At 61.8% G+C, this 13,475-nt stretch carries 14 protein-coding genes; 7 read left to right on the top strand and 7 right to left on the bottom strand.

Going from position 1 to position 13,475, the window contains the following annotated elements; translation table 11 throughout:
- Positions 1-29: 29 nt before the first annotated feature.
- Positions 30-923: a hypothetical protein gene (locus J2Y70_RS07410; protein ID WP_309915359.1), complete on the bottom strand. Its 894-nt coding sequence runs from the start codon at positions 921-923 to the stop codon at positions 30-32.
- Between the two features lie 413 nt (positions 924-1,336).
- On the opposite strand from J2Y70_RS07410, the gene J2Y70_RS07405 reads away from it, so the two are divergent.
- Together J2Y70_RS07405 and J2Y70_RS07400 are read left to right on the top strand one after the other, a co-directional pair.
- Positions 1,337-1,750, top strand: a complete 414-nt coding sequence (locus J2Y70_RS07405) for a hypothetical protein (protein WP_309915356.1) — start codon at positions 1,337-1,339, stop codon at positions 1,748-1,750.
- Between the two features lie 103 nt (positions 1,751-1,853).
- A complete protein-coding gene (locus tag J2Y70_RS07400) occupies positions 1,854-2,315 on the top strand; it encodes a GNAT family N-acetyltransferase (protein ID WP_309915351.1) in 462 nt (153 codons plus the stop codon).
- A 24-nt stretch (positions 2,316-2,339) separates the two neighbouring features.
- Here the strand turns inward: J2Y70_RS07400 and J2Y70_RS07395 are convergent, their stop codons facing one another.
- Entirely contained in the window at positions 2,340-3,497 is a 1,158-nt protein-coding gene (locus J2Y70_RS07395; protein WP_309915348.1) for an MFS transporter, read from the bottom strand.
- Between the two features lie 179 nt (positions 3,498-3,676).
- Between J2Y70_RS07395 and J2Y70_RS07390 the strand changes: the two genes are divergently transcribed.
- The 3 genes from J2Y70_RS07390 (at position 3,677) to J2Y70_RS07380 (ending at position 6,509) form a co-directional block, all read left to right on the top strand.
- Positions 3,677-4,654 (top strand): AraC family transcriptional regulator, encoded by a 978-nt coding sequence (locus J2Y70_RS07390; protein WP_309916236.1) that lies wholly within the window; start codon positions 3,677-3,679, stop codon positions 4,652-4,654.
- Positions 4,655-5,555: 901 nt separating this feature from the next.
- On the top strand, positions 5,556-5,933 hold the full coding sequence (locus J2Y70_RS07385) for a DUF2513 domain-containing protein (RefSeq protein ID WP_309915345.1): 378 nt from the start codon (positions 5,556-5,558) through the stop codon (positions 5,931-5,933).
- Positions 5,934-6,143: 210 nt separating this feature from the next.
- Positions 6,144-6,509 carry a hypothetical protein gene (locus J2Y70_RS07380; RefSeq protein ID WP_309915342.1) on the top strand — a complete coding sequence of 122 codons (366 nt, stop codon included), beginning with the start codon at positions 6,144-6,146 and terminating at the stop codon, positions 6,507-6,509.
- Between the two features lie 52 nt (positions 6,510-6,561).
- Here J2Y70_RS07380 and J2Y70_RS07375 read toward each other — a convergent pair whose 3' ends face one another.
- Entirely contained in the window at positions 6,562-8,172 is a 1,611-nt protein-coding gene (locus tag J2Y70_RS07375; protein WP_309915339.1) for a MobA/MobL family protein, read from the bottom strand.
- Between the two features lie 266 nt (positions 8,173-8,438).
- Here J2Y70_RS07375 and traD point away from each other — a divergent pair, with 266 nt between their 5' ends.
- Together traD and J2Y70_RS07365 are read left to right on the top strand one after the other, a co-directional pair.
- Positions 8,439-8,765, top strand: a complete 327-nt coding sequence (traD, locus tag J2Y70_RS07370; protein ID WP_309915335.1) for a conjugal transfer protein TraD — start codon at positions 8,439-8,441, stop codon at positions 8,763-8,765.
- 106 nt (positions 8,766-8,871) lie between these two features.
- Positions 8,872-9,300: an HNH endonuclease gene (locus tag J2Y70_RS07365; protein ID WP_309915332.1), complete on the top strand. Its 429-nt coding sequence runs from the start codon at positions 8,872-8,874 to the stop codon at positions 9,298-9,300.
- A gap of 34 nt (positions 9,301-9,334) precedes the next feature.
- Here J2Y70_RS07365 and J2Y70_RS07360 read toward each other — a convergent pair whose 3' ends face one another.
- From J2Y70_RS07360 to J2Y70_RS07345, 4 genes are all read right to left on the bottom strand, one after another.
- Positions 9,335-10,126, bottom strand: a complete 792-nt coding sequence (locus J2Y70_RS07360; RefSeq protein ID WP_309915329.1) for a hypothetical protein — start codon at positions 10,124-10,126, stop codon at positions 9,335-9,337.
- On the bottom strand, positions 10,123-10,824 hold the full coding sequence (locus tag J2Y70_RS07355) for a hypothetical protein (RefSeq protein WP_309915327.1): 702 nt from the start codon (positions 10,822-10,824) through the stop codon (positions 10,123-10,125). Before J2Y70_RS07355 ends, J2Y70_RS07360 begins: the two co-directional genes overlap by 4 nt.
- Complete coding sequence (locus J2Y70_RS07350) at positions 10,803-12,299, bottom strand: hypothetical protein (RefSeq protein ID WP_309915325.1); 1,497 nt, start codon at positions 12,297-12,299, stop codon at positions 10,803-10,805. Before J2Y70_RS07350 ends, J2Y70_RS07355 begins: the two co-directional genes overlap by 22 nt.
- A gap of 205 nt (positions 12,300-12,504) precedes the next feature.
- Positions 12,505-13,191 (bottom strand): hypothetical protein, encoded by a 687-nt coding sequence (locus J2Y70_RS07345; RefSeq protein WP_309915321.1) that lies wholly within the window; start codon positions 13,189-13,191, stop codon positions 12,505-12,507.
- Positions 13,192-13,475 lie beyond the last annotated feature (284 nt).

Below are 13,475 nucleotides of genomic sequence, written 5' to 3'. Positions count from 1 at the left end.
ATCTTAAGCGCCAATCGACTTTGGTTAGGCTATTTACCGCAAAACGGCATATCCCTTGGGACAGCGACCATGGAAAAAGCCGTTGACCAGCTGTAGTCATGAAGATTTGTCTGGGCAATCACGTCATAGCCTGCTTTTTCGAGTTCCGCTGCCCAGGCGTCTGCGGGTTGCTCATAATTTGACGGAACAATGGACCGAAGTTGCCCCAGCAGCATTGGCGCAAGAAAGCCTCCGGCTACAAGCGCAGCGTTCTGGCCATACTCAGATGCAGCGCGCTCATAGCGCTGAGCGAGCGACTTGTAATAGACCAGGCTTCCAGATGTAAGCGCCGGAACATCGAATTCAACAATGACAAGCCTTGCCACATGCCCGGCCAAGGTTGCCAATGCCTGCTCACGCGCCTTCGTCTCGATTGATTGGAGCGCGAATGTGGATTGAGCCAGATCCCAGCGATCTTCCGCACGGATATCTCCGACAAACTTCTCCAATGTCATACGATGCCCGCGTGCAAAAGGCAGAGATGCAGTGAGATTGCCCAAAAGCACGTCGTTGGGCTCAACAACGTCAAGCCGACCAAGCACGTGCACGCTGGAAGTGATCGCAGGGATCAGCGCCATGCCGTCACCCGCGCCGATATCCAGCAACGTGCTTGGCCGAACAGCGTCGTAAAGCTTGGCCAGATCGGCGCTGACCGCTGCGTACAGCGCCAGGTTGCCCCCACCGCGAATGAATACTTCAAAGGCGCGCGGTTCGTCGTAGGCGTTGCGGGAGCCCCCATGATTGAGAACATCGCTTAACGCACGACCCATGATGGATCCTTGCTGCGCAGCGCGCTCAAGAAGGCGCTTACTCTCTGCGACGTCTTTGGAACCGATGGCAAGCAACGCATCGGCAAGATCGTCACCAGAGGCAACGTCATTCATACTTTCCCACCTGATTTTTGGCCTGAAGGGAGGCGTGGCTTGGGGCAACAAAGGCAAGCTGGGTCATGGGTTGGATCGGCGGATACACAACTCGGCCTGCCCGACGCGCTGCTGACCTGCTCCGTGTTCCTACGAGCGACAGCGCCAGGGCAACGCCTCTTCTAAAACGTGATGCGTGAGCTGGGGAAGTTGCCGAAGCCTACCATGCTGGCACGTAGCCGCTCGACCCGTGGATGCGCGTGGAGACGTGGCAAACCCTTTCATCGCTGGGCGCGCAACGCCTGCAGTTTGAGACCGCAATGCTGGCGCTCGCGAGAGCACCATGGTGAAGTGATGCTGCATCACATTGAGGCGATCCATACATGAGCACAGTTTGCCGAGGCCATCGGCTTCTATCTCCACAACACGCGAGCATGACCACCGCCATGGAACGTATCCATTCCATCCGAACTCTGGTGCTTGCCTCGCTTGTGGCCATCTCGCTTGCAGGATGCGCGGCAGGTGATCCCGTCGCGAGCCGGCCTATCGAAGGCCCTGTGCGTCTGGGAGAAATTGCAGCGGTCGATGGGCCCAGGGTGCGTCCCGAACGCGTCATCGAGGACAGCCGCTGTCCGGCCGACGTTCAATGCATTCACGCTGGACGGCTGATCGTCAAGGTAACCGTGCTCGGTGGCGGCTGGTCCAAGCAGATTGACCTCACGCTGGGCGTCCCGATCCCCGTTGCCGATGGCACGTTGACGTTGGTGGACGCTACCCCCAAGCCCATCGAGGGGAACGCCGCGGCATCTGCCGCTCGCTTCACCTTCAAGTTTCAGGGCGGCCGCTAGCCAAAGCGATCGACTGTTCTGAACACGACTTTTAGTCAACGCGGGTGACTCGCTATCGCAATCCTCCTTCGTGCAGCGTGCCTGTCTGCGGCAAACTGAAAGCATGGATACGATTCGGACCTACCGTCCTGACGACTTCGGCGCCTGCCTGTCGCTGTTCGATGGCAATGTGCCGGCGTTCTTCAGCGCTGAGGAACGCCCTGACTTCGTGCGATTTCTAACGCACCATGCCACTGTCTGGCACTACCAAGTCATTGAGCGCGCGGATGAAGTGATTGCATGCGCGGGCTACTCAATCAGCACGGACGGCACGACGGCCAGCCTCTGCTGGGGCATGGTCCATCCGAAGCTGCATCGGCAAGGCTTGGGGACAATGCTGCTCTTGGCTCGGCTGGAAGCCCTGCGCCTGAGGCCGGACGTCGCGCAAGTCGTGCTGGACACCAGCCAACACACACAGGCCTTCTACGCTCGCTTTGGCTTTGTGGTGAAGCAAGTAGTGCTAGATGGCTATGGTGCGGGCCTGGACCGGTGGGATATGGCGCTCGACCTGAAGGCGCCGGCATAGCGCTGCTCAGAGGACTGATGACAGCTAGATGTGAAACGCCGGAACTGCCGAGAGCGCGGGCGAGTTCACCCTGACTCGGAACGCAATGAGCAGGCTAGCGAGGAGCATCACTGCCGCGGCAACAATGAGCACTGCAACGATGCCCCCCAGCCCGAACACCAGACCGCCCAAGGCGGCCCCCGCCGCGATGGAGGACTGCACCGCGGCGACCACCATCCCGCCGGCACTCTCGGCCTGATCGGGCACCGCACGCGCGACCCAGCTCGACCAGGCAACGGGCACACCACCGAAGGCCAGGCCCCAGAGCGCGACAAGGATCGATAGCCCGCCAACGCCCACCGGCAACAGGACCATGCCGAGCGCGGCTACGCCCACCAAGGCAGGCATGATCACCAAGGTGACTTTCAAACTGCGCTCCATGAGCCAGCCGGCCAATAGTGTGCCGACGAAGTTCGCCACGCCGAATCCGAGCAGAATCAGCGCCAGGCCGTCAGCGCTCATCTGCCCCAGGCTCTCCAACGTTGGGCGGATATAGGTAAAGAGCGAATACTGACCGGTGTGCGCCAGGACGCAGCCCAGCATTCCGACCGCAACGCCTGGCCGGCGCAAGAGTCCCACCACCGACTCTGGGAGTGCCGCCTTGCGCGGGGCCATTCGGGGCAAGGTGAACCACTGGAATACAAAAGTGAGGCCCCCCACCGCCGTCGCAGCCCAAAAGGCGCTGCGCCAGCCCAGCAGGCCTCCCAGGTAGCTCCCCAAAGGAACGGATACCACCGTGCCGACCGCAATCCCGCTGAAGATGATGGAAAGCGCGCGAGGCACGCGCTGTGGCGGCACCAACCGCATGGCCACGGCCGCTGCCATGCTCCAGAAACCGCCCAGCGCCACGCCCAGAAGGACGCGCATCATCAGCAGGACGCCCATGCTGGACGACAACGCCACCAACGCGTTGGAGAGGATCATCAGGCCCGTGAAACTCAACAGCACCAGGCGCCTGTCTATCGAACGGGTCAGCCGAGGCACAAGCAAGCCAGCGAACAGGGCCACCACAGCAGTGACCGTCACCGCTTGACCGGCCAGCGCCTCCGACACACCCAGATCCGCCGCCATGGGCGTCAACAGACTGGCAGGCAGATATTCGGCCGTGAGCAGCCCAAAGACACCCATGGCCAGCGAAAACACGGCCACCCATGCCGATGAAGATGGCTCCCCGCTACCCCATGCCACGGAATCAGGCGTGTCTGCGGCATCAACTACGTCATTCCTCATCAAAGATCCCAGTGCAATCGTGCAGCCGAGAGTCTATGGAGCCGAGTCAGGATGATCTATGATTGTCTGACCTGTATTTTTGATCGAAACCCCTGTCCGCCTCAATAAGCCACGCTCCACCCCAGCCCACCGATCTGATCAGTCAGCTGCTGACCGGCATGCGGTTACATGGCGTCCAATACCGACGCATTCAGACCGGGCCGACCTTCGGGCTTGGATTTCCCCTGAAGCCAGGGCATGCCTACTTCCACTACTTGGCGGTGGGCAATGCGATTCTTCGTGGCGCGGACGGCAGCCAACACCGTCTATCCGCCGGGGATGTCGTGCTTGTTCCCCGCGGAGAAGGCCACGCGTTGTTGTCTGGCGAGGACCATCCAGTCCAATGCTTGGAAACGATAGACGCAGCCCCACTAGGCGACGCGGTGAGCGGGATAGACACCTGCCCGAGCACACATGCCGTACCAAGCGCTGTGCTCTTCCATGGATGCATGGTGTTCGATCTAGGTGGCATGCATGGGTTGAGCAAGTTGATGCCGACCGTGATGTTGGCCGATGGCAACGCCGCTCAGTTTCCTGGGCTGTTGCCGATGGTCGACGCGATGAAGCGCGAAGTGTGCTCCGGACGTATTGGATTTGCCGGAATACTCGCCCGGCTGGCGGACGCAGTCGCCGCCATGATCGTCCGTGACTGGGTCGAGCGCGGTTGCGAAGGAGCATCAGGCTTGGTCATGGCCATGCGCGACCCTCGTCTATCGCTGTCGTTGCTTGCCCTACACAGAGATCCCGGGCGCGATTGGACCGTCGAAGCACTGGCTGCAGAATCAAACGTCTCACGATCCGTGTTTGCCGATCGGTTCCAGAGCGTCATTGGAACCGCGCCCCTGCGTTACGTGACTGAGCTGCGAATGCAGTTGGCAAGTCAGTGGCTGACCCACCAAAGCCTATCAATAGAGGTCGTGGCAGAGCGTCTTGGCTATGCGTCGCAGGCAGCATTCAGTCGCGCCTACAAGCGCGTCATGGGGCACTCTCCTGGCGCGACTCGGCGGGAGCGCCGCTTGGCCTCGCCATAGGAGGCCGCCGCACTGCCTTCGAACCATCGCCTCCCGCTTCGCGGCTCATCGCCGCTGCGCCGTCGGTGCTTGACCAGCCTTGAGCGTGGGCACGTCACTATCCGAGCCAGGGCCACCCTAACCCCAGACCAGTGTTCGTTCCACGCCCTCAACCGAGCCAGGAGCGAAGGCGCCCGGGCTGCACAGGTGATCTCGCAGAGGTAGCCGGCCCGCTCCTTGAAGCTCACGGCCAAAGCGTCGCAATACCATGCGAGCCGCTAGTGCCGGGTTGGCACCCTCGTTGAGCAGCTCAAGCGACGACTGCCCTCCAAGCTCCTTAAGAGCTCATCCAGCTCCGACCCCATGCTGCCGTTCCTGATGACTGCAAAGGACTGAGCTACGCGCTGCTGCACCAGCAGCGCGTAGCCAAGCGCGGCGCGATCGCACGTCGTCCCAGTGCTCCGTTTGACGACCTTGCGCCCGAAGCGCGCCTGCAAACCGGCCGGATGCGCAAACGAACGTAGTAGCGGCCGGTCTCGCCGCGGGTGAGGTAGTGCGCGACTCGCATGGAAGTGTCCAAGCGAGTGTCCAAGGTCGGGAAAAAGAAAAACGCCCGCAAATCGTTGATTTGCGGGCGTTTCCTTGACACTGGCGGAGTGAGAGGGACACAATTTAGATTCCTCTAACCCATTGATGCCGATCGTCTTTTCCCACCTAGACACCCGCAAATTGTGTCCAAGGGATGGTCCTGCGTCCGGGATCCTAGCCGAGGCGGAATGCAATGTGGATCCCCAGAAGTCTCATCTGAAGCGCGATGCCATGACGGCATGGTTCGTCCGTGGCATCAGCACGGCTGGTCTGAGGTGCGGTCTCCGTCCTTGAGACCAGCCGCAGGCAGCCTTGGGCTTCACAGGAGATAGCCATGACTCGCGACGACGATTTGATCCGGACCCTCATGCTGGTGCTTGAACAGGCAAGCGGCTATGTCAACGACAGCTTGGTGGTCGAGGGCTATACGAGGGACCAAGTTGCTTACCACCTGGGCCTGATAGTCAGGGCAGGCTTTGCCGAGGGGCCACAACCCCACTACTCATCTACCGGAAGTGATCCCACCATTCCTACGAGTGTGGTTGTTCTGCGCCTCTCTCCCGCTGGACATGACTTCATTGCAACCCTGCGCGATGACACCGTGTGGGCGAAGGTCAAGGACCGCTTAGCGAAGGTGGGCGGGTCAGCGAGCCTGGAAGTCATTGGCCAAGTGGGAGCTTCCGTTGCCAAGCAGATGCTTGGCCTTTCATAAGAAGCAGGAGTTGCTATGACGCAACCAGCGCGCCGCACCGGCGATGCCGATCCTTGACCGTCATCTGACCCCTTCTAGGCATCCATGGACATAGGAAAGCCAACTTTGTGGCACCTATTAATATTTGTGAAACAGCGCAGGAATTTGCGCTTGCGGTATGGCGGCTTGGTGCTTGGATGAGGGCTCCCCCACAGGCTCCAAGGAGCAACAATGCAATCCGAACTGACCCTTCATATCGCCAGTCGTCTCATCACCGGGCTCCTTTGCCAGGAGCGGCATTGCCGCCTGCCCGACCGCATCGACGACATCCGGCACGCGCTGGACGTGGCCGCCGAAATGCTGCGCCAGCACGGCGGAGGCAACGCCACGCCTTCCGTCCACGACTATGCCCCGCCCAAACCCGCGCCGACGCTGCCACCATCATCGCCACCGCAAGCACCGCGCCTGCAAGAGATTCGAACCCGGGAGGCGATCGTGGTGCGCGACATGCCGTCCGTAGAAGAGTGGCGCAAGAACCGCCGGCGCAAGGAAGCCCCGGATCCGGTGGCGAACAAGAAGAAGCCGACGCTTCACTGAAGCTCAGATCCGCCCCAACAACAAAGTGCCCCGCAAGCGGGGCACCGTTGTTTCAGTGGAGGCGTGGGCGCGGTGGACGGGGCCCACTCGGCGCACGGTCCAGGGCCGGCGGGTCGTAGAGCGGATCCGGTTGGGTGTCCTGCCCGCCAAAGACCAACGGTCGGTCGAGCTCAAGGGGATAGCGCTCAAGCATCTCCTGGCTCCAGGCTTCCAGATGGCGGCCACTCTCTCCTGCCTCCTGCTCACAGAAGGCTTGCTGCTCCGGTGTTACCCGAGCCCGCGCCGCGGCCAGCTCGGCGGTCCGACTTTCCAGGGCGCTCAAGCGCCGGCCCCGCCTCTGTTTCCAGTCCTTCTCCGTCCAAGACGTGCCTGGCTGAGGATGGTTGACGGTGAACTCCTCCCAGGCCCGCTCTGCCATGTGATGGAGCCTGGAGGCTCGCCGCTCGGCCTGCAGCCGGCGCGCGAACTTCGCCAGGCTTGCTTTGAAGCGGCGCAGTCGCTGGACCAGCTCCCGCAGGTCCGAGCGGAGCCGGGTGCTATCGGCAAAGGCGGCGGCCCGCTCCGTCGCCCAGGCCATCAGCTGCCGGGTCGCATGGAGGGTCCGTGCCAGGCTGTGGTCGACATGCTCGGCCCACTCGTTGGCCGCTTCGGCGAAGAGGGCCTGGACGGAGACCGGCTCACGGCGCGACGCCGCCCCGTCTGCCTCGTCCATCAGCCCCAGGCCCCGGGCGATGGGCGCCATGCTGCGGGGCATCTCGATGTGCCCTGCCCCTCGGCCCAGCGACAGGGAGAGCACCGCCGGAGGACGGCGAGCCTCGCGCTCGGCATGCGCCTGGCTGTGGCCGTCGGGCACCGGCATGGCGCGCCCTTCCTCTTCGAACACCGCGATGAGCTTCTGGAACGTCTCTTCGTTGGATTCTTCAATCCGACGGTTGGCGGCCGCGCGATCGGAGACACCGCCCCGCCGCTGCAAGGCGGTGCCGTTCTTCCCGACGTGCCGAGTGGGCTCGCGGGAAAAGACGGCGGCCGCCGTCACGTCACCCCGAGCAAGCGCATCGTCGGCCTGTTCCTTCAGGCTGCGGTGGTCTACCTGGATATCCAGGTCGGCGGCCTTGAGGTGAGCGTTGATGCTGGAAGCAATCAGCTCGCGCACCCACTCGATTTCTGCCCTGCCCGACGGCCCGCCGTCCAACTCGCGTGTTTTGTCTACGAGACCGTCCGGCCCGATGCGGCGCGTCGTGGCCAAGACGTGGACGTGGTAGTTCAGGCCATCCCGCGAACCGGGGCTGTGGATGCTGGCCTGGGCCGCGAAGCCATAGCGGCCGACCAGGGCACGGGTAACCTCCATGGCCAGCGCCGATCGCTGCACCTCGTCGAGCTCGTGGGGCAAGGCGAACTCGAACTCACGCGCGACCGTGGCGTCCTTGCGGCGCTCGGCCGCCTCGGCCGCCGGCCAGAGCTGAGCGGGGACGACGGCCCAGTCCGGCGCGTCCTCGGGGGCGATGCAGCGCGTTTCGACCACGCCGTCCCGGCGGCGGTAGTCGTGCCGCTGCCCTGTCTTCTCGTCCTCGAGAAGCAGGCCGGCACGGTAGGCAGCGGCAGCAATGGACGAATGTCCCTTGGCGCGGCTGAACGTCTTGATGTTGGCGTGGTAGATGGCCATGAGGCGGCGGCTCCGAAGCAGTGGGGTTGCTTGGTTTATGCCTCGGCTTTGGATTTTCGCAAGCGCCGCCGGCGCTTGGGGTTCAAGGGGCAACGCCCTTTGCGCACGCGTTCCGTAGGAACGCCTAGGTGCGCTCTTGCTTCTTTCTTTTAAGTCTTGTTTTTCAGATCTTTTCGATTTCGAGGGAGCCCAAATTTTCAAGCCGGCACGAACTTGACGCGAGCCATTTCTTTGGTTGACTCGTAAGCACGCAGAGGAGAAATCAGATGAGCGCGACAAATCAATACCACGACCGAATCCATCGAGCTACAGAGCGGCTAGCGCAGCTTCAGGCGCGCGAACTTTTAGCGAGTCAACGTCAAGCGGTGAAGGCGAAGGAAACGCAACGACGCGAAGAAGCCAAGAGACGCACGCGGGTCGCAGAGCTTGTGTTTTTAGCCGGTGCCGAAACGCTGGAGGATGCTGAGTTGGTCGGCGCGCTGTTGAGCCATGTAGAAAGCCGCAATGACCATGATGTCCGCAACCAAGCACGCTCGCGCGGGACCTTGCGGCTGACAATGGCAGACGCAGAAGACAGCCCAATCAGGCACTGACTTGGCTCTTCAGTGTTCGCACTTGCTGGCGGTCTCCGAGTTGCAGCCGTCTGAAAGTTGAGCTAAAACATGTTTGCCGGTCGCTGAGCGTCGGTGTTGTGCCCGCATGCCAAACGGCTCCGGGTGCCCGAGGTCCACCCAATGGGGGCGCGGGAATCGTCTTTTGATTCCGGAGCCTCCCATGAGCAACAAACGCCTCAAATCCCTTCGCGCCAAGGCCTTCCAATCCCAGTCCGGCCGCTGCTACTACTGCGACCTGCCGATGTGGCGTTCCTCTCCACACGAGTTGGGCCTTCGACCACGCTCTGCTGGCCCGTTCCGATGCACGGCCGAGCATCTCGTGGCTCGCCAAGACGGCGGGAAAGACGTGGTCGGCAACGTCGTGGCTGCCCACGCGGCTTGCAACCGCCGCCGGCACAAGCGGTCTGCGCCTGTGCCTTCAGCTACTGACTACCGAACATTGGTGCAACGTCAGCTGGCGAAGGGAAAATGGTGGCCGCAATGGATTCACGGGCTAGGCATCGGTGCCCCATGACGTCGAGCCCTCACCTGAGACGCCCTTTCTCCAATCAATAGGTGTCAAAAGTGAGCCGATCCATACGGGCGGTGCGTTGACGCATATAGCGGGCCATGGCAGCGGCAGCACAGGCAACCAAGTCGCTGTCTTCCCATGCCCCAACCCCCACTGCGCTCAGGGCGGTGATGACGCAGAGGTTCGTCGTCGCCACCGAATTGACTGTGGCCTGAAACAAAATGCCTGCCGGCACGTGGGCGCCGATCTGACCATTAGGATCCTGATACATAGCCCGGATTGCCTGTTCGCCATGGACCAACCCGCAAAGCGGATCCCACACATTGCTTACGGTGTGGGCCAGCTTTTGGGGCTCCTCGTCCTGACCTATCCGTGCAAGAGTCGTTTCGACGTCGGCGGCCAAGTCCTTCAATAAGATGGCCACCCACTTTCCTTTTTCATTCTTTTTCCGGGGCCCTCGGTCTTCCTGAAGAAAGTCTTGAAACTGATCCTCGTCGGCGAGGAACTGGACAAACACCGCTCGCAGGAACTGCTCAATCTGCGAGCGATGCATCCCCAACGCCACGGCCGGCAGATCGATGGGATGGGTTTCTAACAAGAAGAGCAATGCGCGGCCGTAGTCCATCGATGCCCGCAGCAACTGAAAGGCCGCCCGGTGACGCTCGCTGCCCGTCGGGATGCCGATCCGCGAGATGCACCCCATGTTGGTCTCTAAGCTTTCCCTGGCCTCCATTGCTTCTTGAGCAATGTCTTGCGCTGTGGGCGATCTCCGCTGTCGAACGGATGACAGCACGGCTTGAATCCCGCTTGTTAAAGGGTGCTCGGTCATGCCATTGGCTTGTCGTGTGGACACTCCAGCAGGTGCCTCAACGCTGCGGCCCGGTCCTCCCAGCGATCCACATTCCACGAGGGGTGGTAAACCCAAGTCATCCACGCCACACCATTGCCGTAATCAAGTGCCCACACATGCCGCTCCTCCAAGTAGCGCCGCCGGCGCCCTTCTGAGTTGACATGGCGTGCATGGAAGACGGGCTGATCGGAGCGCTCACCATGCTCGAACATGCGCCAAGCGGTCCGGCCGAGCACCAGGATCACCTCTGGCTGGAGGATCGGAAGAATGGCGCTTACCAGAACTTTCCCGCCGTCCTTGAAGTCAGAGCCCGGCGGGCGATGTCCTGCTGCGGTGCCAGCGAAACGCTGGGACAAGTTGCAGAAGGCGACGCGCTCCCAAGCCTGCGCTGCATCGGAAAGCGCTGGTGTGCCCTTGCCCGTCAGCAAACGATCCAGCTCGTCGAAGAACTTTCCCCCGCCCTTCCGTTCGCAGGTCTCCATGTCCCCGAACGTGTCACGGGTGAAAGGCCGAGTGAGGGCGGGGTCGTCGGTCCACCCGTCTTCGCGGTAGTGGGACTCGCCCAACAGCAGCACACGGCGCCCCCCAAAGCCCTCTAGATACCGGCTGCCCACGTAGGGCACAAAGGCCACCGCGTCTGGCCAGTCTTCAAATTTCAACGATGCGCTGTCTTCCATGATGGAGTCTCCTCGGTCCTCAGATCCTGCTTAGTCGTAGTCAATGCGGTCTTCGCCACTTGCCCAGGTTCTGCGGCCCACAAGCGCGCGACTTCGGGGAATAGGCGGACCAAGAGCGCGTCCCAGGATCGATCAGGCGCGAACGTGCTTTCGCCCTTGGCTAGGCTGGCGAGCACGCTTTTCATTTTGCCTTGAAGCTTTGCGGTCCGATCCTGCGGCAATACAGTCTTCAACTGGCCATGCGCCCGGAGCATGCAGCGGTAGAACCATAGGCTTTTAGGCCAAACCTTGTGGGCATGGTGTCCTAACTCGGCCAGCGTCTCAAAGCCAATGCCAATGGGCCGTCCCTGACCGTGCTTGATCGAGTAGCCGATCACCAACAAGCGCTCCAAGTCGCCGTTCCCCTTGGCATAGAGCGGCAGCGCGATCCCGACTTGAGCAAATGAGCAGCGCAACTCCCCCCATCTGCGATCCCGTTCTTTGTAGTCGACGAGCTCGCCTCGGAGCATGGCCACGTAGAACGTTTCGAAAGTCTCCCGTCGACGGCCCCACACCTGCTCCTCCTGCCAAGCCAACCGATCCGTCTGTGCTTGGGCTCTATGCCGTTCGTAGTCGAAGGCGTAGGCCCGGGGGATGCCGCGGCTGCAGGTGTCGAATATGAGCTTTTCGAACGGGATTTCATGACGCACCTCCACGTCGCGGATCGTGCCGTTCTCCAGGCGCGGCTCCAACCAAACGCCTTCAAGGTAGAAGCGACCCTCGCGTTGGGAGCGGGCCACGGTGGCGGGGGTGACCCGAAACGCGTTGCGGTTGTTGGCGAAGAACAGGTCGTCTTCGGACAGCCGGAACTGCTCCAGATTCAACTCCTTGAAGATCCAGAGCATGCGCCCCCCGTTCTTCCGGTAATGCCTCATCCGCTCGGCGATGACGTGAACGAACGTCGTGGAGAGCTGGATCTCAATGGCCCACTTCTGGCCGTCACGCTGCGTCTGCACGTCGGGCTGGCGCCACTTCACGCCGTCGATGTCCCACCACCGTTCTTCCAGTTTGGTCTCTTGGAAGGACGGGTCAGCTTCCAAGCTCTCACGCACCCATCCCTTGAACGCCTTGTGGAGCGCGCCCTCCTTACACAACCCGAACCTACGCGCCACGATGGCTTGGGGCGAGTGCCCCTTGCGACCGGTGCACGTTTCCCGATGGCGGGCCGTGAGGTGATCGAAGTAGAAGCGAAACTCGCTTCGGGCACGGATGGCTTTGGACCTCACACCCATGGCGTCCTGGCAATGAGGGCACGTGAACCGCGGGGTGCCGTCGAGCACCTCCAACTCCGCCGCCAGTCGCCCATCCCGAATAACTTCCCCGTAGTCCCGACCGTCCATGAAAGCATCCAAAGTCAGGCACTCGCCACTGTCCCGATCCCAGACCAAATCATGGGAGCGCTTTGAAGCTGGCACGTAAAGGACGGTCTTTTCCATGCAGCCACTTTACCCGTGCAGCGTATCGCGAGGGGAGCCGTGGCTACGGCTACAACCGAAACTGATAGCGACAAAGGCCAGGGTGAGCCCGGCCAACGGATCATGGACGCGGAGGACACACCTACGCCACTCACACAGCAGCAGTATCCCTGATCGCCACCAGCGCCAAGTCATGTCCCGCGAATGCATTTTAGAACGCTGGCGCTCATAAGGTCGGCATAGCAACGAAGGCAGCGGACCTCTTTTGATAGAGGTCTTCCGCCACCTGGGGCCACTCAATAAAGTCGTGCACCGGAACGCCAACCCACGCATGGTAGACGCACGGCATTGCGGGGATGGCTAAAACCAGCCAAGGCGTCCATGCATGCCATTGCGCAAGGGCCGCGATGCCGGAGCCGGCCATGTTCCAGTCCAACGCCACCAACGCCACACCGACCCAGCCCGCTGCCACCAGGGCGTGCCACCTCCCCTCGTCAATCGCGCGCTCCGCGAGTTGCTTCTCCACCGCCTTCGAGCCGGCCGACTCGGCCACTTGGGCCAACGCCTTCTCGGCCTCCCACCGATGGACATACCGCAGCGGGTCTGGGTTCTGCGGTGTGTCGCCCCCCCCCAGCCAGTGCTGAATCTTGGGCACAAACAGTTCCAGCACGGCCATTGCGGAGGAAGAAATCAACCCAGCGCCCACGGTCATCATCACGCTATAAGCAAGGACCAATAACAACCAGGGACCTGGGCGCGAGGCAATGTCGTTCCACTCAAAGGCCCACAGGTTGGATCCCGTCATCAACACCAGGAACACATCCGCGAGCGCAGCAAACGCCAACAATGCGAGAGCAAAGCGAAAATCGCGCACCTTCTCTAACAGGTTCAACTTTTCAACATCGAAAGCCATGGCAACAACTCCAAGGGTAGCCCACCCACCATGCCCCAGCGATGTCTCAATAGCCGCGACACCTTGCGCTTATGGGAGCGTCCACACCCACTCTGGGATGCCGTCGACAATGCGTCCTGTGGGGGCTGCTCCCACTCGCACAAACAGCTTTTTTCATAAGCCAAGGAGTGCTTGCGGACTCGGAAGACGATCTTCACCACCCCAAGTTCGCGCTGGGCTGCCTCAGCGAAGCCACGCAGAAGCGGTTCGCCGAACCCCTTCCCCTCCAGCTCTTTCACCACTGC

This window comes from Xanthomonas sp. 1678 (assembly GCF_031455575.1).
GTDB lineage: Bacteria > Pseudomonadota > Gammaproteobacteria > Xanthomonadales > Xanthomonadaceae > Xanthomonas_A.
The sequence above is the reverse complement of the archived record's forward strand: the minus strand, read 5'-3'. Positions and strand labels throughout refer to the sequence as shown.

Coding starts and splice junctions, on each gene's coding strand:
- J2Y70_RS07410 (WP_309915359.1), bottom strand. CDS start 923: ATGAATGACGTTGCCTCTGGTGACGATCTTGCCGATGCGTTGCTTGCC.
- J2Y70_RS07405 (WP_309915356.1), top strand. CDS start 1,337: ATGACCACCGCCATGGAACGTATCCATTCCATCCGAACTCTGGTGCTT.
- J2Y70_RS07400 (WP_309915351.1), top strand. CDS start 1,854: ATGGATACGATTCGGACCTACCGTCCTGACGACTTCGGCGCCTGCCTG.
- J2Y70_RS07385 (WP_309915345.1), top strand. CDS start 5,556: ATGACTCGCGACGACGATTTGATCCGGACCCTCATGCTGGTGCTTGAA.
- J2Y70_RS07380 (WP_309915342.1), top strand. CDS start 6,144: ATGCAATCCGAACTGACCCTTCATATCGCCAGTCGTCTCATCACCGGG.
- J2Y70_RS07375 (WP_309915339.1), bottom strand. CDS start 8,172: ATGGCCATCTACCACGCCAACATCAAGACGTTCAGCCGCGCCAAGGGA.
- traD (WP_309915335.1), top strand. CDS start 8,439: ATGAGCGCGACAAATCAATACCACGACCGAATCCATCGAGCTACAGAG.
- J2Y70_RS07365 (WP_309915332.1), top strand. CDS start 8,872: ATGCCAAACGGCTCCGGGTGCCCGAGGTCCACCCAATGGGGGCGCGGG.
- J2Y70_RS07360 (WP_309915329.1), bottom strand. CDS start 10,126: ATGACCGAGCACCCTTTAACAAGCGGGATTCAAGCCGTGCTGTCATCC.
- J2Y70_RS07355 (WP_309915327.1), bottom strand. CDS start 10,824: ATGGAAGACAGCGCATCGTTGAAATTTGAAGACTGGCCAGACGCGGTG.
- J2Y70_RS07350 (WP_309915325.1), bottom strand. CDS start 12,299: ATGGAAAAGACCGTCCTTTACGTGCCAGCTTCAAAGCGCTCCCATGAT.
- J2Y70_RS07345 (WP_309915321.1), bottom strand. CDS start 13,191: ATGGCTTTCGATGTTGAAAAGTTGAACCTGTTAGAGAAGGTGCGCGAT.